Here is a 24,728-nt window from a genome sequence, read left to right as displayed (position 1 = left end):
GCCTTGCGCTGAATGGGGCAGAGCAGTGGCCGTTTGTCAATCAGCTTCGCGGTGGCAGCTTCGCCTGAAGCTTTTTAGTCAACGAAGCGCGAACGAGATCATATGAAACCGTCAAACGATGGCGCAGCTCCTCGGTCTCGGCATCAAACGGCAGGCGGACCCAGCTGCGGTGAAAATAGGGGGCTTTCACCGCGACACCGGCATCAATCACCATCTGAGCCGTTTCCACGTCGGGTGTTTTGACCGACACGCCGTCATTTGCAGTTCCGATACAGGCAAACATCTTGCCGCCAACCTTCCACGCGTCATGACCGCCGCCCCACGGGTCTGACAGCTCGGCTCCGGGAAATTCCTTGCAGATGGAATTGATGAAGTCTCGATCCATGGCTGGCACTCTGCCGGACCGGGTGAGCAAACTCAACGCTTGGCTTGGCGGGGTTCCCGTGCTAACCGAGAGGCATGAACCCGGTGACCTGCATCATTATCTGCTGCATTACCTGCTGATTTATCAAGCGGGCCGGTTTCTTTCGTTTTCATCCCTGAGACAAGTTGCTAAGCCCGCGCCAACGCGCAAGCCTTTGCTGTTTTCTAGGAGCCCGACCGATGACGACGATCAAGCTGCACAACACGCGGACGCGGACGAAGGAAGATTTCGTACCGATCGACCCTGATAACGTGCGGATGTATGTCTGTGGTCCGACGGTCTATGACCGCGCGCATCTGGGCAACGCACGGCCGGTGGTGGTGTTCGATGTGCTGTATCGTCTGTTGCGCCATGTCTATGGCGCAGAGCACGTGACCTATGTGCGCAACTTCACCGACGTAGACGACAAGATCAACGCCACGGCGCTGGCCCGCAAACAGGCGGGTGCGGAAGGTACGCTGGAACAATTGGTGCAGGAACGGTCGGATGAAACCATCGGCTGGTACCTGCATGATATGGGTGCTTTGGGCACGTTGGAGCCGAACGAGATGCCGCGTGCGACCCAGTATATCGCTCAGATGATCGCAATGATCGAGGATCTGATCGCCAAGGGCCATGCCTATGCCGCCGAAGGCCATGTTCTGTTTGCGGTGGACAGCTGGAAAGAGAGCTACGGCAAGCTGTCGGGGCGCTCGGTCGATGACATGATCGCGGGCGCGAGGGTCGAGGTGGCGCCCTACAAGAAGAACCCGATGGATTTTGTCTTGTGGAAACCCTCGACCGATGAACTGCCGGGCTGGGACAGCCCATGGGGGCGGGGACGTCCGGGCTGGCACATCGAATGCTCGGCCATGAGCTATGAATTGCTGGGTGAGAGTTTTGATATCCATGGTGGCGGCAACGACCTGATGTTCCCGCACCACGAAAACGAGATCGCCCAGAGCAAATGCGCGCACCCGCAGGGTGAATTCGCGCGGGTCTGGCTGCATAACGAGATGTTGCAGGTCGAAGGCAAGAAGATGTCCAAATCGCTGGGCAATTTCTTTACCGTGCATGATCTGCTGGAACAGGGCGTTCCGGGCGAAGTGATCCGCTTTGTCTTCTTGCAGACGCATTATCGCAAGCCGATGGACTGGACCGAGAAGAAGGCCCGTGAGGCAGAGGCGACGCTGCGCAAGTGGCGGGCGCTGACAGCGGGCATCGAGCCCGCCGCCAGCGCGGCACCTGAGGTGATCGCGGCGCTGAGCGACGACCTGAACACGGCAGGTGCCATGGCCGAGCTTTACCGCCTGGCGTCAGATGGAGACGCTGCGGGATTGCTGGCAAGCGCGCAACTGCTGGGTTTGCTGCTGCCCCAGATGGGAGGGTGGGCGGACACCGCGTCCGTAGACCTGAGCGCCCATGAAGATCGCTTGGCGAAGGCGCGCGTAGCTGCAATGCAAAACAAGGATTTCTCGGAGGTCGATCGACTCAAGGCTGCGTATGTAGCGGCAGGGCTTGAGGTTCGAATGAGCAAGGAAGGTGTCGAACTGGTGCCGGGCGCGGGCTTTGATGCCACCAAGCTGGAGGAGGTTTGATGACCAGGGAACGCCTCTATCTTTATGACACGACGCTGCGTGACGGGCAGCAGACCCAGGGCGTGCAGTTTTCGACCGCTGAAAAGGTGCAGATCGCACAGGCGCTGGACGCATTGGGGGTGGATTACATCGAAGGCGGTTGGCCCGGTGCCAACCCCACCGACAGCGCGTTTTTTGACGCCGCCCCAAAGACTGCGGCCCGGTTGACGGCCTTTGGCATGACCAAGCGGGCGGGGCGCTCGGCCGAGAATGACGATGTGCTGGCTGCGGTGATGAATGCGGGAACGCAGGCCGTTTGTCTGGTTGGCAAGTCGCATGACTATCACGTGACCCACGCGCTTGGTATTTCGCTTGAAGAGAACACGGAAAACGTTCGTGCTTCGGTGGCACATATCGTTGCGCAAGGGCGCGAGGCGCTGTTCGATGCGGAACATTTCTTTGACGGGTACAAGGACAACCCGGAATACGCGACCGAAGTTTGCCGTGCGGCACTGGAGGCGGGTGCGAGATGGGTTGTGCTATGCGATACCAACGGTGGCGCGTTGCCGTCCGAGGTCGGGCGGATCGTGTCCGAAGTGATCGCGGCAGGCCTGCCGGGTGAACGGTTGGGTATCCACACCCATAACGACACCGAGAACGCAGTGGCCTGTTCTCTGGCGGCTGTCGAAGCAGGTGCGCGGCAAATTCAGGGAACGCTGAATGGTCTGGGTGAACGTTGTGGCAACGCAAACCTGACGGCGCTGATCCCGACATTGCTGCTGAAAGAACCCTACGCCTCGCAGTTTGCAACAGGCGTCAGCCTTGATGCGTTGGCCGGGCTGACCCGAACCAGCCGCATGTTGGATGATGTTCTGAACCGGGTGCCCAGCAAGCAGGCGGCTTATGTAGGCGCATCGGCCTTCGCGCATAAGGCTGGGTTGCACGCCAGCGCGATCCTCAAGGACCCGTCGACTTATGAACACGTGGACCCGGCGAGCGTTGGCAATGAACGCATCATTCCGATGTCGAACCAGGCTGGCCAGTCGAACTTGCGCAAACGTCTGACCGAAGCAGGGCTGAGCGTTGAATCCGGCGATCCCGCATTGGGCCGCATCCTTGAACGGATCAAGCTCCGTGAAGCTGAAGGGTATTCCTATGACACCGCACAGGCCAGTTTCGAACTGTTGGCGCGGGATGAACTGGGGCAACTGCCAGAATTCTTCGAGGTCAAGCGCTACAAGGTCACTGTTGAGCGTCGGAAGAACAAATACAACAAGATGGTCAGCCTGTCCGAGGCTGTCGTCGTGGTGAAAGTGGACGGTGAAAAGAAACTGTCGGTCAGCGAATCCATGGACGAGTCCGGCAACGACAGGGGGCCTGTGAACGCGCTGGCCAAAGCGTTGGCGAAGGATCTGGGTCAATACTCGCAGGTCCTGTCAGACATGCGCCTTGTCGATTTCAAGGTCCGTATCACCCAGGGCGGGACCGAGGCGGTGACCCGCGTCATCATCGACAGCGAAGACGGTCAGGGGCGGCGCTGGTCGACCGTTGGCGTGAGTGCGAACATAGTTGATGCGTCCTTTGAGGCGCTGCTGGATGCGATCCAGTGGAAACTGGTCCGTGATTGTGATCCGCAAAAGGCAGCGGCCGAGTGAGCGTGGTTTTTGATGACGATGTCAAAGCCTGCGCCGCGCTGGTGCAGCGGGCTGATCCTGACCGATTCCGCGCGACGATGGCGGCTCCGGTGTCGGCTCGGTCGGTGTTGTTTCCGGTCTATGCGCTGAATGTTGAAGTCGCCCGCGCTCCGTGGGTGACGCAAGAACCCATGATTGCCGAAATGCGGCTGCAATGGTGGCGCGACGCGTTGCAGGAGATTGCAGAAGGCGCCCCTGTGCGGCGGCATGAGGTGGTGACGCCTCTGTCTCGGGTCCTGTCGCCGCATCTGGCAGGTATTCTGGATGAATTTGTCGCCGTAAGGCGTTGGGATATATATAAGGACCCGTTTGAGGATCAGGAGCATTTTGACGCCTATATCCAACACAGTTCCGGGTCGCTTTTCGTGGCCTCAGCGCAGGCGTTGGGTGCGGCGGAGGAAAGCGTGCTGCGCGATTTCGGGTACGGAGTCGGTGTGGCAAATTGGTTCCGCGCCATTCCCGAACTGGAAAAGCGGGGTCGTGTACCTTTGCTTGATGGCACGACGGGTGGCGTTCAGCAATTGGCCCAAACCGCTTTGGATCGATTGCGCAACGCACGATCAAACCGAGGCGACATAGCGCCTGAGGCGCGTCCCGCGCTGTATGCGGGCTGGCTGGCGGAACGGGTTCTGAAGCAGGCCATCGCCCAGCCCCAGCGGGTGGCGGCAGGAACGCTTGACCCAAGCGAAATGCGTCAGCGCCTGTCCCTGATGTGGACCGTCGGCAGCGGGCGCTGGTGATCAGACGCTTTCGGGATCGGCCGGGCGCAGAACCAGCCACAGCAATGCGCCACCTGCCAGTGTCAGCAAGGGGATCATGGCAAGGTTAACGGCATTCCACCCCTCGATCGCGGATCCGCCCGAGCAGTTCATCAACCCACCCGAGGCCAGCGATGCAAGTGTCACACCGCCAAACACCAGCAGGTCATTGAGGCCCTGCATCCGACCACGCTCTTGCGGTTCATGAGATGCGGCCAGCATCGTGGTCGCGCCGATAAAGCCGAAATTCCAACCAATGCCCAGAAGGACGAGGGCAACAAAAAAGTTTCCCAATTCAACGCCTTGCAGCGCAACCACTCCTGATGCGGCAAGTATGGCCAGGCCCAGAGCGACGATCTTTTCAACGCCAAACCGGGCGATCAGGTGCCCGGTGAAGAAGCTGGGAACATACATTGCCAGCACGTGACTTGTCACGATATCCGCCGCGTCATTGGCCGAAAACCCACATCCGACAACCGCAAGCGGTGTCGAGGTCATGACAAGATTCATCAGCGCATAAGACACCATGGCACAGATTATCGCGACGGCAATGCGGGGCGTTTTCAACAGCTCGATCCGTGACCGCCCCTTGGGTTCATCAGCCGCAGGTTTCGCAGGCGTCGGAATGTCGAGAAAGAAGAACAGCACCGAACCCAGAACGTTGATGCCGATTACGGCCATATATGTACCCAGAAAAGGGATGACGTAAGCTTCAGACGTCAGCTTCACGATCTGAGGCCCAATGATGGCGGCCGCCAATCCGCCCGCCATGACATATGAAATCGCCTTGGGGCGGAAATCGTCTGAAGCGGTGTCTGCTGCTGCAAAGCGATAGAACCCGTGTGCGCTCATATAGATGCCGGTCAGCAGGCTGCCGACCAGAAAGATGGGGAAGGAACCAAGGAACAGGCCATAAGCTCCTATCAATCCGCCCAATGCGCCGGCGGTTGCCCCGACAAGAAACCCCACGCGTCGGCCCCATTTTTGCATGATGGCCGAGATCGGCGTGGCCGCCAGCATCGATCCCAGAACGATCAGGGATATCGGCAGGGTCGCCAAACAGGGGTTCGAAGCCAGCGACTGACCTGCAAGTCCGCCAACGATGAACATCATGGGCATCTGCGCGCCCAGTATGGCTTGGGCAGCCACCAGCACGGCCACATTGCGTTTGGCCTGCCGGTCGTCCGGAAGGGTTGAAATCATGGTCATGGGCGAATGGTTATCGGCTAAGTGTTTGCGGCACAAGCGGGTTGCATCTGCGTCACATGCGCCTAACGTGCCCGAGATAGCAGAGCAGGGAGGCCGCATGTCCGCAGGCCGCATCATCGAAACACCGGACTGTGTTGCCGAAGGGGCCGAATGGCTGGCCCAATCCTGTCCGCGAATGGCCTACGCGATGGATCAGACCGGCCCGTTGCCGCTGCGCCGCCGCCCTGACGGGTTTGCGCAATTGCTGAGTGCAATTGTCAGCCAGCAGGTGAGTGTGGCTTCGGCCAATGCGATCTGGAAACGGCTTCGGGATGCCAAGCTGACCGGCCCGCGCAAGATCCTGTGGGCGACGGATGATGATCTGCGGGCCGTTGGCCTGAGCCGTCAGAAGATCCGATATGCGCGGGCTCTGGCCGAGGCACGCATCGACTATAAGGCGTTGCGCGATGCAACTGACGCAGATGTTGTCGCTACTTTGACGCAAGTATCGGGAATCGGTGTCTGGACAGCCGAAATCTATGCCATGTTCTCGCTGGGTCGCGCAGATGTCATCGCACCCGGTGATCTGGCCCTGCAAGAGGCGGCGCGCATCCTCTATGACCTGCCTGAACGTCCGACAGACAAGGAACTGCGCAAAATGGCCGAGGCCTGGTCGCCCTGGCGTTCGGTTGCGGCGCGGGTTCTGTGGGCCTATTACCGGGTTGCAAAGCAAAGAGAAGGGATCAGATGACACGGGTTTTGAATGCGCTCCGGAAAGAGCCTGTTTCGGGCGACACGCGCTCGGTCGTGGTGTTCGTGCATGGCTATGGCGCAAACGGTGCCGATCTGCTGGGATTGGCCGATCCGCTGGGCGAACACCTGCCTGACACGTTGTTCGTGGCCCCCGACGCCCCCGAGCAGATCCCCGGAATGCCCAACGGGTATCAGTGGTTCCCGATTCCGTGGATCGATGGATCTTCCGAGGAAGAGGCCCGCCGGGGCATGGAAATGGCGGTCGAGGACTTCAACGCCTTTCTGGACGCGCTGATGGTGGACGAAGATGTCCTGCCCGAACAGGTTGTTCTGTTTGGTTTCAGCCAGGGCACGATGATGAGCCTGCATGTCGCACCACGCCGGGAAGATCCCGTGGCCGGGATCGTAGCCTTTTCAGGCCGTTTGCTGGAACCCGATCTGCTGGTGGATGAAACCGTCAGCCGGATGCCTGTCTTGCTGGTGCATGGCGACGCTGATGACGTTGTCCCGCCACAATCCCTGCCGGAAGCGGCCGAAGCCTTGCAAGCTGCCGGTTTCAAAGAGGTCTATGCCCATGTCATGAAAGGCACCGGGCACGGTATCGCCCCGGATGGGCTGAGCGTTGCGCTGGCCTTCATGCGCGACAAGCTGAGTCTTTAGTGTTTGGAACCTGCGGAGCGCCCATGCGTTCCGCACCGGTTCAATCCCACAAGTGACCTTCGGCGAACTCGACCGAGTTTCCGGCCGGGTCGCGCACATACAAAGACCGTGCGCCTCCGGGCCAGTCAAACTCGGCATCTACCGGAATATTCCAGTCCAGAAGGTGTTTGCGCATCGCCGCGATGTCCTCTCGTGACAGCACAAGACACACATGTCCGGGGCCGCGCGCGCCGTGGGGCGGAACCGGCATGTCGGGGTCAAGCGGCGGTTGTTCGGTCTGGTCGGGATTGAAAATCAGCAGGACCGATCCGCCGATGCGATAGAAAACATGGCGGTCAGCGACACGTTGTATGCGTTCGAGCCCAAGAACTTCGCCGTAAAACTGTTCTGCCGCGTCCAGGTCATCAACATAGAGCGCCGCTTCCAGAATGGCCGAAGGGGCCGGGATGTCAGGCGTTTTCTTCATGACCCCAGTTTAGCAGATCGGGGCAGGGTCTGTCACCGTCGCGGGCGACGGTCGCGCTTGCGTTGGGGGGACGCGTTCAGTGTCGGCATTGGCAGACTGTCCCAGTGCCCGGGCTCAAGATCATCCAGGGTCCAGTCTCCGATGCGGTACCGGATCAGGCGCAGGGTCGGCAGGCCAACTGCCGCCGTCATCCGCCGCACTTGCCGGTTTTTGCCTTCGCGGATGGTCAGTTCAAGCCAACTGTCCGGGACTGACTTGCGTTCGCGGATCGGTGGGGTTCGGGGCCAGAGCGCCTCGGGCTCGTCGATCTGGCGGGCCTTGGCGGGGCGGGTCAGACCATCCTTCAATTCGACCCCGTTGCGAAGCGTTTTCAGGGCAGCCTCGTCGGGGGTGCCTTCGACTTGAACCCAATAGGTTTTGGCCATCTTGTGCTTTGGGTCAGAGATCTGGGATTGCAGCTTTCCATGATCCGTCAGCAGCATCAAACCTTCACTGTCACGGTCCAGCCTGCCTGCCGGATAGACGCCGGGCAGATCAATGAAATCAGACAGCGTGCTGCGTGGGCTGTCCGCGTTGGCGCGGTCGGTGAACTGCGGCAGAACATCATAAGGTTTGTTGAAGCGGATGAACCAGGACATGACCTGCGCATAGCCCGAACGGCGCCCCCGGTGCAAGCTGTGGATAACTGTCACGTGCCTGTTACCGATTCGCGTTACCCCGTCTGCGACATATTGTGGAAACTCAGGGCTTGTCAGAGTTTTAACACGATATATAGTTATCAAAAGACCGGGGCGGGTGCTCCCCGCTCTGGTGTCACAAACGGGCAGCTGAGAGCGAGGAGCGATTCTGTGATGGACGGAGACTTCAGGGCCGAATTTGTAAGGGAGCCGGGTGCGCTCAAACAACACCCGGCCCTGGTTTTGAACGCCGATTATCGCCCCTTGTCCTATTACCCGCTGTCACTGTGGCCCTGGCAAGAAGCGATCAAGGCCGCCTGGCTGGATCGGGTCGATATCGTGGCTGAATATGACGAGGTCGTCCGCAGCCCGAGCACCGAGATCCGAATCCCCTCGGTCGTTGTTTTGAAAGACTATGTAAAACCCAGAAAGCGCGTGGCCTTCACGCGCTTTAATTTATTTCTGCGGGATGAATTCCGCTGCCAGTATTGCGGCAGCCGTGACAACCTGACCTTCGATCATGTGGTACCACGGGCCGCCGGTGGTGTGACCAGCTGGCAGAACGTGGTGGCGGCGTGCAGCCCGTGCAATTTGCGCAAAGGTTCAAAATCGCTGCGCCAGGCTCGGATGACCTTGCGCAAGCCGCCGCGCCAACCCGATGCCGAAGCGTTGCGCAATATCGGTCGGAAATTCCCGCCGAACCACCTGCATGAAAGCTGGATCGATTTCCTGTACTGGGATGCAGAACTGGATCAGTTCTAAGCCGCGCGGGATTTCCACGCGGCCAGCCAGATCAGTACCAGAATGGCAGAAGCAATGGCGTTCCAACCTGCCATCGAGATGCCGAACATCTCCCAGGGGATATCATCGCACCGCACCAAAGGCGCGGACATGATTTGATCAAACAGATCGTCAGCGGACAGACCGCTGATGCTGCCGGATGTGCAGCTGCTTGGGCCTTCCCACCAGCCTTGTTCAACGCCGGCGTGAAATAAACCCACCGCCGATGTCGTCGCGGCCGCCGCTGCGCCCAGCAAAGGAAGAAAGGTCAGCCTTGGCAATGCCAGCGCCGCGGCGCCGATCGCGATGGCCACTGCATGTGGATAGCGCTGCCAGATGCACATCTTGCACGGCGCAAGCCCGCCGAGATGCTGAAAGCCAAAAGCGGCCAGAAGAAGGGCCAGTGATCCTAGACTTGCCACCGCGACAAGTTGCGAACGTCTCGTCATAAGTATTTCACCACCAGGAATCCGCCAAACAGGAGGATGATGAACAAAGTGAACATTAGCCCCAGGCGCTTTTCGATGAAGTCGCGGATCGGCTCACCGAATCCCCAGAGCAGGCCGGCAACCAGGAAGAACCTCAAGGCGCGGGCCAGAATTGAGGTCGCGATGAAAGTTCCAAGCGGCATGCCGGTCCAGCCGGACATAATGGTGATGACCTTGTAGGGGAAGGGGGTCACACCCGCGGCCAGAACGGCCCAGAACCCGAAGTCGTTGAACCGGGTATTGAATTCTTCCATGGCATGGGCTTTTCCCATGGATTCCAGAATGGGCTGCCCGATGCTTTCATAGAAAAACGCACCAATCGCATAGCCCAGCATGCCCCCCAGAACCGACGCCACCAACGCCACGGTTGCGATCAGCCATGCGCGCGACGGGCGGGCCAGAATCATCGGAATCATCAACACATCCGGGGGAATCGGAAAAAACGAACTCTCGATGAAAGCCACGATGGCCAGCGCCCACAGCGCGTGAGGGTGTTCGGCCAGACGAATGGTCCAGTCATAAAGCGATCGTAACATAAAGCACTCAAATCCAGTTTCCGGTCTGAAGCCAAGCCAAACCATGCGCCTGACGGACCGTCAACAGCCGAGGGCGAAACAAATGGAATATTGGATGGTTTTTGCCTCTGGACCTTCGCTCGGATGGGCGCTAATCCAGTGTTCGTGGCCCAAGTGGCGGAATGGTAGACGCAGGGGATTCAAAATCCCCCGCCTTCACGGGCGTGAGAGTTCGAGTCTCTCCTTGGGCACCACAATCCCGACGAATTCAGAATTCCGTCCGTCCTTATGGCGGGGTTCCGTGCTGGTGCCGTGATCAAGGTGCTGACCCGCAACCTTGGTCTTCATGTCTTGTTCGAGGCCTTCTGTAGCGGGCCGCAAATGCCACAACGTTCCGGGCCTGCATCAGCAGTCAGGTCATCAGGTCCCCGGCGGTGTGAATCGTGAACCGGGTTGGTATTGGGGGGCTTTTGTCAGATTCGCCCCAACGCACAAACGTGACATGCCCTGCGTCCATGTTCGAAAACGCGGATCGCTCTTTTTCGCGCCGACTCGTGCCGGTTCATTGCATCGAGGATGAAACGGAGTGTTGGGCTTCGATTGATCGTGTGACCCCAGACTGTTCGCTGTGAACTGATGGGGAAAGTTCGTGATTTGTGCTCATATATGCGAATTGGCGCAGGTCCGACCGGTGCCGGCCTTGACATTGTGGGTATCTGAATGAAACCTCGAAAGGGTTGGGAGAAATTGGGAAATTCAAAGATTTGTAGCCGTTGCGATGCGGGCCGGTTTGTATTATCGGCACGCTTCCCTGAGCAGGTGATCAAACTTGATTTCCAACTGCCAGACAAAAAAAGTGGGAGTTAACAGATGAAAAACAGCAGCAAACTGAGCGTCGGCGCCTTCGTCACCGCAGCCCTTCTGGCTCCGGCGGCATATGCCGAAGAGTTCATTACAATCGGTACCGGCGGTGTCACCGGCGTTTACTATCCGACCGGCGGCGCGATCTGTCGTCTGGTCAACAAAGGCCGGAAAGAGCACGGCGTGCGCTGCTCGGTCGAATCGACCGGTGGTTCGGTTTACAACATCAACACCATCCGCGAAGGCGAACTGGAGTTTGGTGTGGCCCAGTCCGACTGGCAGTACCACGCCTATAACGGCACCTCGAAATTCGAAGAAGCGGGCCCGTTCGAAGGCCTGCGCGCCGTGTTCTCGGTGCACCCCGAACCCTTCACCGTCGTGGCCCGCGCCGATTCCGGCATCACCAACTTTGAAGACCTGAAGGGCAAGCGCGTCAACATCGGCAACCCCGGTTCCGGTCAGCGCGGCACCATGGAAGTCCTGCTGGGCGAAATGGGCTGGACCACCGACGATTTCGAACTGGCGACCGAGCTGAAAGCGGCTGAACAGTCAGCAGCCTTGTGCGACAACCAGATCGACGCGATGGTATACACCGTTGGCCACCCCTCGGGTTCGATTCAGGAAGCCACCACCGCATGTGACTCGGTTCTGGTGAACGTCAGCGGTGAGGCCGTGGACAAGCTGGTCAACGAAAACTCGTTCTACCGCAAGGCAACCATTCCCGGTGGCATGTACCGTGGATCCGACGAAGACACCGCGACCTTTGGTGTGGGCGCGACCTTCGTGACCTCGGCCGATGTATCGGAAGATGCGGTTTACGCGGTCGTCAGCTCGGTCTTTGAAAACTTCGATGATTTCAAAAAGCTGCACCCGGCATTTGCGAACCTGAAGCCGGAAGAGATGATTGCGGACGGCCTGTCGGCTCCGCTGCATCCGGGTGCCGAGAAGTACTACAAAGAAAAAGGCTGGATTCAGTAAACCAGACCTGACGCAGGGTGCCCAAGGGCGCCCTGCACAAAACCCGTAAGAAACGGGGTTCAGATGGCCGAAAAATGGCCGCGACGGGGAGACATTTGATGAATTCCGACACTCAATCCAATCGTCCGCTTTCCGAAGAAGAGCTTCAGGATCTGGTTGCGTCTTCTGACGCAGGAGGGCGCAACCCGGTCGGGAACGTGGGCGTTTTCCTGGCGGTCGTGGCCGCGATCTGGTCGATATTTCAAGTTGTTCTGGCTTCGCCCCTGGCGAATTATGTCTTGCCCGGAAGCGTCGTGAACAATGCACGGCAATTCCACCTGGCTTTTGCCCTGTTTCTGGCTTTTGCAGCCTATCCCGCGCTGAAATCCAGCCCGCGGGATTTCATCCCGGTTCAGGATTGGATCATGGGATTGGTGGGCGCGTTCGTCGCGCTGTACGGCTATTTCTTCTATGACAAGATCGTCAATGCGGGCGGTTTGGCCGACGACACCGATAAATGGGTTGCGTTGCTTGGCTTGATCCTGCTGTTCGAGGCCGCGCGCCGCGCGCTTGGCCCGGCCATGGCAATCATTGCGACGATATTTTTGGCCTATGTCTTCTTCGGTGCCTCGGAATGGGTGCCTGAAGTTATCCGCTGGAAGGGCGCGAGCCTGAAAAAGGCGATGAGCCACATGTGGATCACGTCAGAAGGCGTGTTTGGTATCGCACTGGGTGTTTCCACGAAATTCGTCTTCCTGTTCGTGCTGTTCGGCGCATTGCTGGATAAAGCCGGGGCAGGGAACTATTTCATCAAGATGGCCTTTGGGGCGCTTGGCCACCTGCGCGGTGGTCCGGCCAAGGCGGCTGTCGTGGGCTCGGCTGCGACCGGCCTGATTTCGGGCTCGTCGATTGCCAACGTTGTCACCACGGGTACATTCACCATCCCGCTGATGAAGCGCGTCGGGTTCAGCAGCGAACAAGCCGGCTCGGTCGAGGTCGCCAGTTCCGTGAACGGGCAGATCATGCCGCCGGTGATGGGGGCCGCTGCCTTCCTGATGGTGGAATATGTGGGTATTTCTTACGTTGAGGTGATCACCCACGCCTTCCTGCCAGCCGCGATTTCCTACATCGCGCTGGTCTATATCGTGCACCTTGAGGCGGTGAAGCGGAACATGCCCACGCTGGGCGACCGCGATGTGCATCTGGCGCGGACCGTGGTGGGGATGCTTGCATTCTTCCTGGTGTTTGCAGGTCTTTGCTATGGGTCACAATTCCCGGTGGATGCCGTGACAAGCTGGGTGCCGTCGGCGGCCGGTCTGGTGCTGAGCCTGATTATCTGCGCGGTATATGTTGCCCTGCTGTATCTGGCGGCCCAGGTGCCTGATTTGGAACCGGATGACCCGAACGCAAAAGAGGTTACGCTGCCGGTCATCGCCGATATCTACAAGGCAGGTCTGCATTACCTGCTGCCGATCATCGTTCTGGTCTATTTCCTGATGATTGAACAGAAGTCACCGGGCCTGTCCGCCTTCTGGGCCACATCGCTGCTGTTTGTCATCCTGCTGACGCAGAAGCCGCTGAAGGCGATGTTCCGGGGGCAGAGCAACCTGTACAACACTTTCATCGATGGTGTTGCCGACCTGTGGCAAGGGCTGATCGACGGGGCACGCAACATGATCGGCATTGCGCTTGCCACGGCAACCGCGGGCGTGATCGTGGGAACCGTCACGTTGACGGGTGTTGGTCAGGTGATGGCCGATCTGGTCGAGTTCCTGTCGGGCGGCAATCTGATCCTGATGCTGGTCATGGTTGGGCTGCTCAGCCTGATCCTGGGCATGGGCTTGCCGACAACCGCGAACTATATCGTTGTCAGCTCGTTGATGGCCGGGGTGGTTGTTGAACTGGGTGCGCAAAGCGGGCTGATCGTTCCCCTGATCGCCGTCCATCTGTTCGTTTTCTACTTCGGGATCATGGCCGACGTGACACCTCCGGTCGGGCTTGCCAGTTTTGCCGCCGCGGCTGTGTCGGGCGGTGATGCGATCAAAACCGGTTTCACGGCCTTCTTCTACAGCCTGCGCACCGTGGCGCTGCCCTTCGTGTTCATTTTCAACACCGATCTTCTGCTGATCGATGTGACATGGGTCGAAGGGATCACAGTGGCGATTTTCGCGACCATAGCGATCCTTGTCTTTACGGCAGGCACCATGGGGTATTTCCTGACCCGCAGCCGGATCTATGAAAGCATCGCGCTGATCGCCGTGGCATTCGCGCTGTTCAGGCCGGATTTCTTCATGGATCGCATCGCACCTCCATACACTTCGGTCGAGCCTGCGGCGTTTGTCGAAACCATCGGCCAGACTCCACCCGGAACCGAGGTTCGCATGGTGATCAGCGGGCCGGATTTTGACACCGGTAAGATGGTGGACACCACGGTTGTCGTGCCAGTCGGATCAGAAGAGGGCGGTGACGCGCGCGTCGATGCCATGGGGCTGCTGTTGCTCGAAGAGGATGGTCTTGTGAAACTAGATGAGCCGATGTTTGGTTCACCGGTTGCCGATGATCTGGCCAACTTTGACTATTACGGTGACGAGGCTGTGCGCCTGAGCTCGGTCAGCCTGCCGTCCAGCCAGCCTCCGAAGCAACTGGTCTATATCCCGGCGATGATCCTTCTCGGCCTTATCGCTTTCCTGCAACGCGGTCGTGCCGCAAGACAAGGAGTGCCCGCATGACACGCTCTGTTCTGTGTGCCGTTGATATCAGCAACGGCGAGATTGATGCACCGGTTCTGAAAAAAGCAGCCGTGCTGGCGGATATGGAAGGGGCGCAACTTGACGTGGTGACGGTGCTGCCCGATTTCGGGGAAAGCTGGGTGTCGGGGTTTTTTGAATCCGGTTTTCACGACAAGGCGTTGGAGGAAGCGCAGGCCAAGCTGACGGCGCTGTGCGTATCGACCCTGGGGGCCGAGCGCAATGAAACCATCCGCCATGTGGTTGCGACAGGAACAGCTTATCAGGAGATTTTGAAGACGGCCGAAAGTGCCGGCTCTGATTTGATCGTAATCGGAGCCCACAAGCCGGATTTGAAGGATTACCTGCTGGGCCCGAATGCGGCACGTGTGGTGCGACATTCCAACGTCTCGGTCTACGTGGTGCGCTGACGCGAAAAGCAGATCCAGTACGCAAATGTGTTGAAACGCCGACGGCAGTCCGCTGCCGTCGGATCATTCAGGAAGCATCTGTGCGGCAGCTGTTTCAGTAGCCTGTCATTTCCAGATAACCAACGCCTTCGTGGCTGCCAGTGACTGTAACCGGGCCTTCCCAGTATTCGAAACGCGTCCCCATCCAGGCATCTGGCGTCAGGGCGGATACCTTGACGTCGATGCCTCGGTCCGCAAGCACGACGCGCCATTGCGTCGGGACGTCGCGGCCTGCCACCTGATCGGTCGCAAGCGGCTCTAGCCTGACGGATCCGTCGGGGATGGCATCGGTGCTGCCGTCTGAATTGATCCATGTGGCCGACGTGAAATCGCCGCGACCACCGCGCAGGCGAAAGGCCATCAGTTTGTCTCCGCCCTCGAAGCTGAGCGAAAACCAGTCCCAGCCGGTTTGATCCTCGGCCAGGGGTTGCGATGACCATTCCCGGTCCAGCCAGCCCTGACCAGTGACGCGCATATCGCCGTCCGGCAGGTGCAGTATGCCTTCAACTGAATAGAAGGGTTGCGAATAGTAATAACTGGCTTGCCCGTCGGCGGATTTGACGGAATAGCCCGCTTGGCCATGAAACACCAACGGGCCTTGTGCGCTCAGCGCAAGATCATACCCGAAATCAGCCCCGTTTGCCGTCAGGGTCAGGGTGTCCATGTCCGGTCCGGCCATGCGCCATTCGTCGATCCAGGCTTCGAACGGTTGCGCCGCAACACCTGCCTGTCCGATCCCCCCACGCGACAGGCGTTCGGCAAAATAGTGGGTGTCAGGCGTGGTGGTAGCCGCATGGCCCATCCAGATCTGCGGGCTTTGCCATCCATCTGTTTCAAATGGCTTCAGGGCCGACCGGAAAAGGGTCCATTGTATACCATAGTCACGCCCGTCCTCGCCTTTGAGGTTGGCCGTCAGATACCACCATTCGATCCGATAGGCGGGATGTGGCCCGTGGTCTTTGGGAAAGTCGAACGCGATCCCCGACTGCGGAATCTCGAATCCTTCGGCTGATCCTCCAAGGCCAGCATAGCCCTGCGCCCACAGCGGCGATGGGCACAAAAACACGAGAACGGCCAAAAGGGCTTTAACGTTCATTGGCGAACACCTTCAGCAGATCGGCAGGGGGCAGACGCACCATGCGCAGCGCGGGCAGGGCCGCGGCAACCAGGGCGGCCAGCAGGGTCAACAGGAACAGCCACAACCAATCCCAGGGAAACACGAACATCGGCAATCGCCAGCCAAAGGCCTGTACGTTGATCACTGCCAACAGAACCCAGGCGAGGATCAGACCAAGCGGCAACGCCAGACACGCGGTCAGAGCCGCGAGCAGCACGCTGCGCAGCAGTTCCAGCCGCGCCAGTTGCGCCCGGTTCAGCCCCAGTGCCCAAACCGGAGCAATCTGAGGCAAGCGCTGGGTCCAAAGGGTCAGCAGGCTGGTAAGTATGGCAAATCCCGCCACGCCGAGGGTCAGAACGTTGAGTGCCGAGGTCACGACAAAGGTCTTTTCGAAGATTGCCAATGATTGCGCCTTCATGGCGGCCTGCTGAACCACGGCCTGACGCGGCAGGGCGAACCGTTCGCGCAAGGTTTGCGCCATTTCAGTCGCCTGTTCGGGGTTCAAACGGATGCCAAACCGTCGGGTCTCTGCCCCCGGCGCGATGCGGTCAAGCTGGGCCATCGAGACAATGGCTTGCCCGGTCGGGTTTCCGTAATCCGAATACACCCCGGCTATGGCCAACGCATGATCCGGGGACAGTGTCAGCGTATCTCCGGGCCAGAGGTTCGCGCGCCGTGCCAGTTGTTCGTTGATCAGAACCGCGTCTCCGGCCATGACGTCGCCCCATACGGTCGCGGTTGCTGATATCAACGGCCAGTGCTGCCGATAGACCGGATCCTCAATGACCCCGTACAGGAACAGGGAGCCCGTTTCATGTGGCAGTTCCATGTTGCGAATTGGAAGGATGGCCTTGACCTGTGGCCGCAGCCAATCCGTGATCTCGCGCCCCTGTTCTTCGTCACGGACGGTCAGATAGAGTTCTGAAGTCAGGCGTTGGTCGAGCCAGCCGACAAAGGTCAGCCGGAAACTTGAAACCATCGTGCCCACACCGATATTTGCCGCAAGCGCAAGCAACAGGGCCATCAGGGCAAGCGACAGCCCGGGCAATTGGGCGCGCATGTCGGCCCAGACCCACTGCGCGACGGCACCACGGGACCTGTTGCCAAAGACGGAAAGCGCAAAGGTCAGAAGCGCCGGCAACAAAAGCGCGGCACCGGTCAGCAATCCGGCCAACAGCACGAAACCGGCAACCAGCCCACCGATGCCGAGATAGGCGATGGTACCGCCGAAGATCAGGGCCAAGCCGAGCAAACCGGTCACAAGGCGTGTCCGCGCATTGCCCTGCCAGGCTTGCACTCCGGGCCCCGCCAGCAGAGGCATATGAGACAATCGCCACAGCGCATGGCCACTGGCAAACAAGGTGCCGCAGACAGCCATTGCCATCCCGGCAAACACCCAATGGGGGTGCAATGTCAGCTGTCCGGTCACGGGCGCACCATACAGGCCGCGAAGGGTTGCTGCGACATCGGGCAACAACGCTCCGGCCAGAAAGAACCCAAGAAGCAGACCCATGGTTCCACCGATCAGGGCCAGCCCCGTCAGTTCGGTCAGGATCAGGAAGACCAGCCGCCGCATCGAAACACCCAGCGCTCGCAGGGTACGGATCATGCCTCGGCGTTGGGCAAAAGCCAGCCCGACAGTGCCGTTCACGATGAACAGGCCAACGGCAAAGGACAACAGGCCAAAAGCCGACAGATTCAGGTGAAAACTGTCAGTCAGCCGTGCAGTATCGACTTGCGAGGATGGGCTGGCGCGCTCCAGTTCGGGCGCGATTTCGGCCGAGGGGGGGCGATCACGCGGCTGATCCGGCAAAACAATGAGGCGCGAGATGAAACCGGTTTGGTTCAGCAGGGCTTCGGCTGTGCCGATATCCGTCAGGATAACGTCTGGTGGCAGCGCCGTGGTGAGTGAAAACGGCGGAAGGTTGTCCTGGTCGCGCAACAGCGGCGCGAGTTCTGCCGCGATCAGAAGCCGCCCCGGGGCGGTCAGCATGTCCGCCGGCTCAGTCGGCGCGGTGCTTTGGTCGGCTTCGGTAACGGCTGGCAGGGCCGGGTAGGCGACCATGTCCACACCCATCAGACGCAAAGTGCGGCCTGCGATCCGATAGGGGCCCTCCAGAACGGCCGCCACCTGCCAGCCAGCACGACGCAGATCGACGTAACGCGAGACCGGGATCAGACCGGATGGATCGCGCAACTCGTCGAACTGCCCAAGGGCGAGTTGCGCGTTGGCCCGGGCATAGCTGGCACGTGCTTCGGCATTGATGGCCTGAACCGCGGACCAGAGACCCGTGGCCAACGCGATGCCTGTCAAAAGCGTTGCAAGCTGCAACCAGTGCACCCGCCAATGTGACATCAAAGCCTGAATGACGGCACCTGTCATTGGATACGACCACCGCAGAGCTGGAGGCTTCGATCCAAACGGGCCGCAATCTGTTGGGAATGCGTGACCAACAGAAGCGCTGCGCCGGTATCGGCCACAAGTGCCAGCATCAGATCCAGTACTGTTGCACTGGCGGTTTCATCCAGATTGCCCGTTGGCTCATCCGCCAGCAGCAGTTTCGGGCGCGCAGCCATCGCACGGCCAATCGCGACCCGCTGCTGTTGCCCGCCGGACAGGTTTTCGGGAAATCGGTCCAAAAGATCGGACAGGCCCAAGCGTTCGGTCAGATGTGCGGTCCAACCGGAATCCTCGACGCCGGCAAGGCGGGCGTGAAAGGAAAGGTTCTGCGCAACGGTCAGCGAAGGGATCAGATTGAACTGCTGAAACACCAGCGAGACCTGCCTGCGCCGCAACTCGGCCCGCCCGGCATCGTCCAAAGGGGACAGAGGCGTACCGTTCAGAGTGATTTCACCGCCGTCGAAACAATCGAGCGCAGCGGCAAGGTTCAGCAGAGTGCTTTTGCCACTGCCGCTTTCTCCGGTCAGGGCCAGAGTTTGCCCGTGATCAAGGGTCAGCGACACATCGCGCAGAACCGGGCGCCCGCCGGGATAGGTTTTCTGAACACGGTCGATGGTCAACAGCATGATCTGGCCTTTTTTCTTCCAAGGATGTGCGACGGAATTCCAAACTGTCCAGTGCGGACCGGTACCCGGTTCCATTCGCCGCAGGCTTGCGGCACGATCGCCGGGGTTGTGCCCCGCACCTCAAAGGGCCATTCTGCCCGGACGGTCCACTGTCGTAAATCAGGATGAAAAACATGACGTTGCTGCATCAGATCATATGGGGCAGTACATTTCTGGCGCTCTGCTTCTTGGTCGAGATTCTTTTGTTAACCTGGTGTACCGTTGCGATCATCAAGTGGGATGAAAGATGGTCCGCCAAGGGGGTGTTCTTTGGAACGGCAACACCAATCGCGGTATCTTTGGCGTTTATCGTCGCCACGCATACGATTCAGGTCTGGATCTGGGCCATCGTATGGGTGTTGCTTGAGGTTCTGCCGGATTGGAACTCGGCCATCTATTTCTCACTGGTGACGTTCACGACTCTGGGATACGGCGATATCGTTTTGGGCGAAGGATTGCGTATCTTCGGGTCTTTTGCCGCGGTTGCTGGTCTGCTGGCCTTTGGTCTGTCGACCGCTTATCTGGTGGCGATGATGACGCGCGTCTTTCAGGAGAAGTTCTTTTCCTAGAGGATAGGCGCAAACAGCCGCGCCAAGGGGGCGCCAAACCGGATATGCGAGGGTTGCTGGGCCAGACGGCGCGTCAACTCATAGCTCGCCTCGAAATCCGCGCGCAGCATGTGATCAACAGCCAAGGCTGCGCGGGCATCGAAAAACAGGGCCATCGCCTCGAAGTTCAGCCGGAAGGACCGGTTGTCCAGATTGGTCGTGCCGACCGCGGCCAGCGTGTCGTCAACCACCAGCACCTTCTGGTGCATGAATCCATCCGTATATCGGAACACTCGCACGCCGCAGTCGCGGATTTCGTCGAAATAGGCAAAAGCGGCCAGCCAGGGTAGCCGATGGTCGATCACATCCGGGACAAGGATGCGCACGTCCACCCCGCGCATCGCTGCATGTTGCAGGGCGGTCATGACGTCGATGTCGGGCACGAAATAGGGCGATGCGATCCACAGTCTTTCTTTCGCCTCGGCGATTGCCGAAAAGAACATCATGGCGCCGGTTTCGGTTTCGTCTCCGGGTCCGGTCGCCACCAATAGGGCATTCATGTCTTGCTCGGCCACGCTGCCTGCCCAGTCGAGATCATCAATCAGGTCTTCATCGCGGGCCCAGTGCCAGTCTTCGGTGAAGATGAGCTGCAATTGCCGGACGATGTGGCCGGTCATCTTGATATGCGTGTCACGCCAATGGCCGAAATGCGGGTCTTCTCCCAGGTATTCAACGCCCACGTTGTGACCGCCGATAAAACCTGTTTCACCGTCGATAACGACAGTCTTTCGGTGGTTTCGGTAATTCAGCTGAAACCGGAAATTCGGGCCGCGTTGACGGCGAGGGTCGGCCACGTCAATTCCCGCATCGCGCATCGTGTCCAGGTAGGTGCTTGGCAACCCATAACTGCCGACAGCATCGATCATGAAACGGACATGCACCCCACGTTTCGTGGCCTCGATCAGCTTGGTCTGAAGCTTGCGGCCCAGCGCGTCGTCTCGGACGATGTAGAACTGGATCAGGATATAGTTTCTGGCCTCGTCCAACGCCTCGAAAATGGCATCAAACGTTGCCTGACCATCAATCAGAAGCTGAGCGCCATTGCCACTGGAGACCGGAAGGTGAGCCAGAAACTCGAATGGTCGTGGATTGATCGACATCGTGGTCGGATCAGGTCTGGAATAGTCGGCAAAGGTCTTGATTCCTTCGACGACCCGTTCGCTTTGCTGGCGCGCGATGCGATAGCCGTGAAACCTGTGGTGCCCCAGAAACAGGTACATCGGCACCGCAAAAACCGGTGCCGATACCAAAAAGACCACCCAGCCAACGGCTCCTTGCGGCGTGCGCGCGGTTTGTGCAGCGCGCACCGAAAACACAATTGCGATTGCATATAGCAAAAAAACAAAGGTGGAAACCAGCAATGTCCACATGGGCGGTAAGTCTTTCGGGTCGTTCAGTTTCCTCCAGTGTAGACCCGCGACCAGTCTTTCGCCATATCGACGATGACCCAGCCTTTGTCCGGCCCCTGATCCAAACCGTCAACCAACCGTCCGATCGGACTTTCCCGATCATAGGCCCATTCCCGCTCGGCATCGGTATGGTGGATCAGAACACCCAGCCGTGGCCCATTGCCCGAGGTTGTCCAATCCAGCATGGCGAAATCGCCGTCTGAGTTTCCGGCGGCCAGAATAGGGCGTTTGCCGATTGTGCGTTCGATGTTGATGGGTTTGCCTTCCTTGTCGTCGATGAAGGCAATCCCGGGGGCCTTGATGACGGTCGGAACGCCATCGACATCTTCGAAAGTCGAGTTTCCATAGGTGCCCAGAATCTGTTCCGGCGGAATGCCATAGGCTTGTTCCGCAAAGACCCGCATGAAGTGAATACCGCCACCCGAGACAATATAGGTCTTGAACCCTTCGTCCCGCAGATAGCGCAACAGCTCGACCATGGGCTGATAGGTCATCTGGTCATAAGGCAATCCGGTGTCCGGGTGTCGCGCTTCGGCCAGCCATTCCGCGACTGCGGCCTGAAACGCCTCGACAGTCGTCCCGGAATGTGACGCGTTGACAACTTCGATCAACGCATCGTGACCGCCTTGAAGAACCGTCGCAAGATCACCTTCGGCAGCGGCTTTCAAAGCAGGTGTGGACAGGATCGAAGGATCTTGTTCGGCAAGTTCAGAAAGCCGATCCATGGCGAAAATGAACTGGAAATACACCGGCTGTTCAGCCCAGAGCGTACCGTCATTGTCAAATACCGCGATCCGGGCTGCCGGGGTTACGTAGCTTTTGTTCTCAGGGTCTGTCACCGCCTCGACAAAGTCAACGATATGGTCCCGCGATTCCGTGTCCGCCCATGAGGGCAGCGGATCTGCGGATGCCGTGAAGCTCGCAAGTCCGCTCAGTACGACTGCAACAGCCAAGGCTAGGGGCTCTCTTGTCATGGCCTAATTCCTTCGACGCATGTTTCGGTAAGAAATACCGTGGATAAAACAAAAAACCCGCAGCGCCGATCAGGTGCTGCGGGTTCAGGTGTCGCGATTTTACTTGGAGCCGACCTGACTGAAGATCTTGTCCTTGGCGTCGCCAATCGTAAAGCTGCCCGGCTTCTGACGCGGCGGGAACTCTTCGAATGTTTCCAGGAACTGGCCCACATATTCTGCCGCAGGCAGCAGTAGGTAAACACGGTCGATATACCAATCCCAGTAGGTGTTGGAAGTGACATTGGACCGTTCGTACGGATCGCGGCGCAGGTTGAAGAGCAACGGAATACGCAGTTCGGTCCAGGGCTCGGCCCAAGCACGCAAAGTCTGCGGATAGCGGTGCTCAAGAAACACTGCCTTCCAGTCATCGTAACGCAACGCAGTCAGATCACCATCGTCGGAGAAGTAGAAAATCTCGTGACGTGGGCCTTCATCTGTTTCACCCGTCAGGTACGGCAGGAAGTTGTATCCATCCAAATGCACTTTGTAGTCGCGTCCGCCGCCAACTTCGGCCACGGTGATCCCTTCAAGCAGCTGTTCCTTGATGTTCGGATTACCTGCAACCGCCAAATAGGTCGGCAACCAGTCCATGTGATGCATGATCTCGTTGCTGACCGAGCCGGCGTCGATTTTGCCGGGCCAGCGTACCATTGACGGAACACGCCAACCACCTTCGTAGTTTGTGTTCTTTTCCCCTCGGAACGGTGTCATCGCCGCATCCGGCCAGGTGTTCATGTGCGGGCCGTTGTCGGTGGAATAATGAACGATCGTGTTGTCCGCGATCCCCAGTTCATCCAGCAGGGCAAGGAATTGGCCGACATGCATGTCATGCTCGATCATCCCTGCTTGGTATTCATCCATATGCTTGCCGGCGATTTCGTCGGCTTTCGTGCGCATTTCGTCTTTGACATGAGTACGGAAGTGCATTCTGGTGCCGGACCACCAAACAAACCACGGAACACCTTCTTCCGTTTTGCGCGTGATGAAGTCGAGCGCGGCCGCAACCGTTTCGTCATCCACCGTTTCCATACGCTTTTTGGTCAGTGGGCCGGTGTCTTCGATCATTCCGTCAGCACTGGATTTTATGACCCCGCGCGGACCGAACCGTTCGCGGAATTCCGGGTTTTGGGGGTAGTCTTCGTTTTCAGGCTCTTCCTCGGCGTTCAGGTGGTAGAGATTTCCGAAAAACTCATCAAACCCATGATTGGTCGGCAACATTTCGTCCCGATCGCCCAAGTGGTTCTTTCCAAACTGACCGGTTGCATAGCCTTGAGCTTTTAGTAGGCCGGCAATCGTTGGATCTTCAACCTGCATGCCCTCTTTCGCGCCCGGCAAACCAACTTTGGACAATCCGGTGCGGAACACAGACTGGCCCATGATGAACGAGGACCGACCAGCCGTACAGGATTGTTCACCGTAGTAGTCGGTAAAGATCATGCCTTCCTTGGCAACCCTGTCGATATTGGGAGTTTGATATCCCATCAGGCCCATGGTGTAGGCAGAGATGTTGGATTGACCGATGTCGTCGCCCCATATCACAAGAATATTGGGTTTTTGATCCTGCGCCCAGGCGGGCACGGCAAGGGCGACAGTAACGGTCGCCACGGCGAACCGGCGCAGTGTTCTGCGCCAATTGTCTGCAATCATTCGTGGAGATGACATGAAGTGCTCCTGATCAGTCGGGTCTTAACGACCCGGAAAAGAAAATATAATTGAAGCCGCGAGCCTATACTTTGAAGCTGCAAGCAAGTTGTTGATTGCCCGCACAAAAAACAGATACTTGTTCGAGCAGTGAACACAGTTATTTTAAGCGATGAAACGTATCGAAAACTTATCATATGATTATTTTGAAAGATACAAATGTTTGATTCTGATGAGGATATGCGGATTCTGACCCAAACCGAATGGTTTGGCGCGCGCGATTCAAGGTTTCAGAATGATCTTATGACCGTCGCAGTTCACAGAACCTTCGATTCCGGAGAAACCCTTTACCACCACGGCGATCAGGCCAATGGTATTTTCGCGGTGCTTTCAGGCTCGCTTCAGATCACCGCACCTGCCGATGACGGACGGGAATTCGTCTTGCATCAGGATGGATCGGGTTTCTGGATCGGGGATCTTGCGCTTTTCTCCGGGGCGAAACGGCTGGTCAGCGTCGTGACAACGCAAAAGACCCGCACGTTGTTTTTTCCCGGTTCCCGCGTGGCAAGATTGGTTCGGAAAAACCCGGAATACATCCGTGATTTCTATGCGTTGACGCATGAAAACATGAAGACCGCACTGCGCATCATGGCCAACCTTGCGGTTACGGGGTCTGAAAAGCGTCTGGTGCTGCGCCTGTTGCATCTTGATGAAGGCACCTTGAAATCTGATGGGTGGATTGTCGTGTCTCAGGAAGAGCTTGCTGAAATGGTTGCGGTATCTCAGCCGACGTTGCACCGGCATCTGCACCACCTGGCGGATCTGGGCCTCGTGGAATTGGGCTATGGCCGGCTACGGTTGATCGACCGGCGCAAGCTGATCAGCAACTGTCAAAGTTGAA

At 58.6% G+C, this 24,728-nt stretch carries 23 protein-coding genes and 1 tRNA gene; 12 read left to right on the top strand and 12 right to left on the bottom strand.

Annotated elements, in window-relative coordinates:
- Nucleotides 1-40: 40 nt before the first annotated feature.
- Nucleotides 41-385 carry an MmcQ/YjbR family DNA-binding protein gene (locus NOR97_RS08100; protein ID WP_170344164.1) on the bottom strand — a complete coding sequence of 115 codons (345 nt, stop codon included), beginning with the start codon at nucleotides 383-385 and terminating at the stop codon, nucleotides 41-43.
- A gap of 218 nt (nucleotides 386-603) precedes the next feature.
- Between NOR97_RS08100 and cysS the strand changes: the two genes are divergently transcribed.
- The 3 genes from cysS to NOR97_RS08085 are packed head-to-tail and all read left to right on the top strand — an operon-like array spanning nucleotide 604 to nucleotide 4,414.
- Entirely contained in the window at nucleotides 604-2,001 is a 1,398-nt protein-coding gene (cysS, locus tag NOR97_RS08095; protein ID WP_257600794.1) for a cysteine--tRNA ligase, read from the top strand.
- Nucleotides 2,001-3,635, top strand: coding sequence for a citramalate synthase (gene cimA, locus NOR97_RS08090; protein WP_257600793.1), 1,635 nt, complete (start codon nucleotides 2,001-2,003; stop codon nucleotides 3,633-3,635). The genes cysS and cimA overlap by 1 nt, the downstream gene beginning before the upstream one ends.
- Before the next feature lie 2 nt (nucleotides 3,636-3,637).
- Nucleotides 3,638-4,414 (top strand): squalene/phytoene synthase family protein, encoded by a 777-nt coding sequence (locus NOR97_RS08085; RefSeq protein WP_257600848.1) that lies wholly within the window; start codon nucleotides 3,638-3,640, stop codon nucleotides 4,412-4,414.
- On the opposite strand, the gene NOR97_RS08080 is transcribed toward NOR97_RS08085, so the two are convergent.
- The gene (locus NOR97_RS08080; protein ID WP_257600792.1) at nucleotides 4,415-5,641 is read right to left on the bottom strand and encodes an MFS transporter; all 1,227 of its coding nucleotides are present in this window, start codon (nucleotides 5,639-5,641) and stop codon (nucleotides 4,415-4,417) included.
- Nucleotides 5,642-5,738: 97 nt separating this feature from the next.
- Here NOR97_RS08080 and NOR97_RS08075 point away from each other — a divergent pair, with 97 nt between their 5' ends.
- Nucleotides 5,739-6,371: a DNA-3-methyladenine glycosylase gene (locus NOR97_RS08075; protein ID WP_257600791.1), complete on the top strand. Its 633-nt coding sequence runs from the start codon at nucleotides 5,739-5,741 to the stop codon at nucleotides 6,369-6,371.
- Nucleotides 6,368-7,033 carry an alpha/beta hydrolase gene (locus NOR97_RS08070; RefSeq protein WP_152458076.1) on the top strand — a complete coding sequence of 222 codons (666 nt, stop codon included), beginning with the start codon at nucleotides 6,368-6,370 and terminating at the stop codon, nucleotides 7,031-7,033. The genes NOR97_RS08075 and NOR97_RS08070 overlap by 4 nt, the downstream gene beginning before the upstream one ends.
- Nucleotides 7,034-7,073: 40 nt before the next feature.
- Here NOR97_RS08070 and NOR97_RS08065 read toward each other — a convergent pair whose 3' ends face one another.
- Both NOR97_RS08065 and NOR97_RS08060 read right to left on the bottom strand, forming a co-directional pair.
- Nucleotides 7,074-7,499 carry a VOC family protein gene (locus tag NOR97_RS08065; RefSeq protein WP_171115781.1) on the bottom strand — a complete coding sequence of 142 codons (426 nt, stop codon included), beginning with the start codon at nucleotides 7,497-7,499 and terminating at the stop codon, nucleotides 7,074-7,076.
- 32 nt (nucleotides 7,500-7,531) lie between these two features.
- Nucleotides 7,532-8,137: an rRNA large subunit pseudouridine synthase E gene (locus NOR97_RS08060; protein ID WP_257600847.1), complete on the bottom strand. Its 606-nt coding sequence runs from the start codon at nucleotides 8,135-8,137 to the stop codon at nucleotides 7,532-7,534.
- A gap of 213 nt (nucleotides 8,138-8,350) precedes the next feature.
- Here NOR97_RS08060 and NOR97_RS08055 point away from each other — a divergent pair, with 213 nt between their 5' ends.
- Nucleotides 8,351-8,938, top strand: a complete 588-nt coding sequence (locus NOR97_RS08055; protein ID WP_257600789.1) for an HNH endonuclease — start codon at nucleotides 8,351-8,353, stop codon at nucleotides 8,936-8,938.
- On the opposite strand, the gene NOR97_RS08050 is transcribed toward NOR97_RS08055, so the two are convergent.
- Nucleotides 8,935-9,405: a disulfide bond formation protein B gene (locus tag NOR97_RS08050; protein WP_257600788.1), complete on the bottom strand. Its 471-nt coding sequence runs from the start codon at nucleotides 9,403-9,405 to the stop codon at nucleotides 8,935-8,937. The two genes, NOR97_RS08055 and NOR97_RS08050, sit on opposite strands and share 4 nt — an antisense overlap.
- The gene (locus NOR97_RS08045) at nucleotides 9,402-9,980 is read right to left on the bottom strand and encodes a YqaA family protein (RefSeq protein WP_152458071.1); all 579 of its coding nucleotides are present in this window, start codon (nucleotides 9,978-9,980) and stop codon (nucleotides 9,402-9,404) included. Before NOR97_RS08045 ends, NOR97_RS08050 begins: the two co-directional genes overlap by 4 nt.
- Nucleotides 9,981-10,127: 147 nt before the next feature.
- On the opposite strand from NOR97_RS08045, the gene NOR97_RS08040 reads away from it, so the two are divergent.
- From NOR97_RS08040 to NOR97_RS08025, 4 genes are all read left to right on the top strand, one after another.
- Nucleotides 10,128-10,213, top strand: a tRNA-Leu gene (locus NOR97_RS08040).
- A 616-nt stretch (nucleotides 10,214-10,829) separates the two neighbouring features.
- Nucleotides 10,830-11,798 (top strand): TAXI family TRAP transporter solute-binding subunit, encoded by a 969-nt coding sequence (locus NOR97_RS08035; protein ID WP_170344173.1) that lies wholly within the window; start codon nucleotides 10,830-10,832, stop codon nucleotides 11,796-11,798.
- 98 nt (nucleotides 11,799-11,896) lie between these two features.
- The gene (locus NOR97_RS08030) at nucleotides 11,897-14,506 is read left to right on the top strand and encodes a TRAP transporter permease (RefSeq protein ID WP_170344174.1); all 2,610 of its coding nucleotides are present in this window, start codon (nucleotides 11,897-11,899) and stop codon (nucleotides 14,504-14,506) included.
- The gene (locus NOR97_RS08025; RefSeq protein WP_257600787.1) at nucleotides 14,503-14,934 is read left to right on the top strand and encodes a universal stress protein; all 432 of its coding nucleotides are present in this window, start codon (nucleotides 14,503-14,505) and stop codon (nucleotides 14,932-14,934) included. Before NOR97_RS08030 ends, NOR97_RS08025 begins: the two co-directional genes overlap by 4 nt.
- A 94-nt stretch (nucleotides 14,935-15,028) precedes the next feature.
- Here the strand turns inward: NOR97_RS08025 and NOR97_RS08020 are convergent, their stop codons facing one another.
- Genes NOR97_RS08020 through NOR97_RS08010 form a run of 3 tightly spaced genes read right to left on the bottom strand, consistent with a single transcriptional unit; the run spans nucleotide 15,029 to nucleotide 19,117 of the window.
- A complete protein-coding gene (locus NOR97_RS08020) occupies nucleotides 15,029-16,069 on the bottom strand; it encodes a lipocalin-like domain-containing protein (protein WP_257600786.1) in 1,041 nt (346 codons plus the stop codon).
- The gene (locus NOR97_RS08015) at nucleotides 16,059-18,473 is read right to left on the bottom strand and encodes an ABC transporter permease (RefSeq protein ID WP_257600785.1); all 2,415 of its coding nucleotides are present in this window, start codon (nucleotides 18,471-18,473) and stop codon (nucleotides 16,059-16,061) included. The genes NOR97_RS08020 and NOR97_RS08015 overlap by 11 nt, the downstream gene beginning before the upstream one ends.
- Nucleotides 18,470-19,117, bottom strand: coding sequence for an ABC transporter ATP-binding protein (locus NOR97_RS08010; RefSeq protein ID WP_257600784.1), 648 nt, complete (start codon nucleotides 19,115-19,117; stop codon nucleotides 18,470-18,472). The genes NOR97_RS08015 and NOR97_RS08010 overlap by 4 nt, the downstream gene beginning before the upstream one ends.
- Nucleotides 19,118-19,290: 173 nt before the next feature.
- On the opposite strand from NOR97_RS08010, the gene NOR97_RS08005 reads away from it, so the two are divergent.
- Nucleotides 19,291-19,725, top strand: coding sequence for a potassium channel family protein (locus tag NOR97_RS08005; RefSeq protein ID WP_257600783.1), 435 nt, complete (start codon nucleotides 19,291-19,293; stop codon nucleotides 19,723-19,725).
- Here NOR97_RS08005 and cls read toward each other — a convergent pair.
- The 3 genes from cls to NOR97_RS07990 all read right to left on the bottom strand — a co-directional run bounded on the left by cls (nucleotide 19,722) and on the right by NOR97_RS07990 (nucleotide 23,848).
- Nucleotides 19,722-21,134 (bottom strand): cardiolipin synthase, encoded by a 1,413-nt coding sequence (gene cls / locus NOR97_RS08000; RefSeq protein WP_257600782.1) that lies wholly within the window; start codon nucleotides 21,132-21,134, stop codon nucleotides 19,722-19,724. The genes NOR97_RS08005 and cls overlap by 4 nt on opposite strands.
- 23 nt (nucleotides 21,135-21,157) lie before the next feature.
- Nucleotides 21,158-22,147, bottom strand: a complete 990-nt coding sequence (locus NOR97_RS07995; RefSeq protein ID WP_257600781.1) for an HAD family phosphatase — start codon at nucleotides 22,145-22,147, stop codon at nucleotides 21,158-21,160.
- A 99-nt stretch (nucleotides 22,148-22,246) separates the two neighbouring features.
- Nucleotides 22,247-23,848 (bottom strand): arylsulfatase, encoded by a 1,602-nt coding sequence (locus NOR97_RS07990; RefSeq protein WP_257600779.1) that lies wholly within the window; start codon nucleotides 23,846-23,848, stop codon nucleotides 22,247-22,249.
- Nucleotides 23,849-24,046: 198 nt separating this feature from the next.
- Here NOR97_RS07990 and NOR97_RS07985 point away from each other — a divergent pair, with 198 nt between their 5' ends.
- Nucleotides 24,047-24,727, top strand: coding sequence for a Crp/Fnr family transcriptional regulator (locus NOR97_RS07985; RefSeq protein WP_257600778.1), 681 nt, complete (start codon nucleotides 24,047-24,049; stop codon nucleotides 24,725-24,727).
- Nucleotide 24,728 lies beyond the last annotated feature (1 nt).

This window comes from Ruegeria sp. YS9, assembly GCF_024628725.1.
In the GTDB taxonomy this organism is placed as follows: Bacteria; Pseudomonadota; Alphaproteobacteria; order Rhodobacterales; family Rhodobacteraceae; genus Ruegeria; species Ruegeria atlantica_C.
The sequence above is the reverse complement of the archived record's forward strand: the minus strand, read 5'-3'. Positions and strand labels throughout refer to the sequence as shown.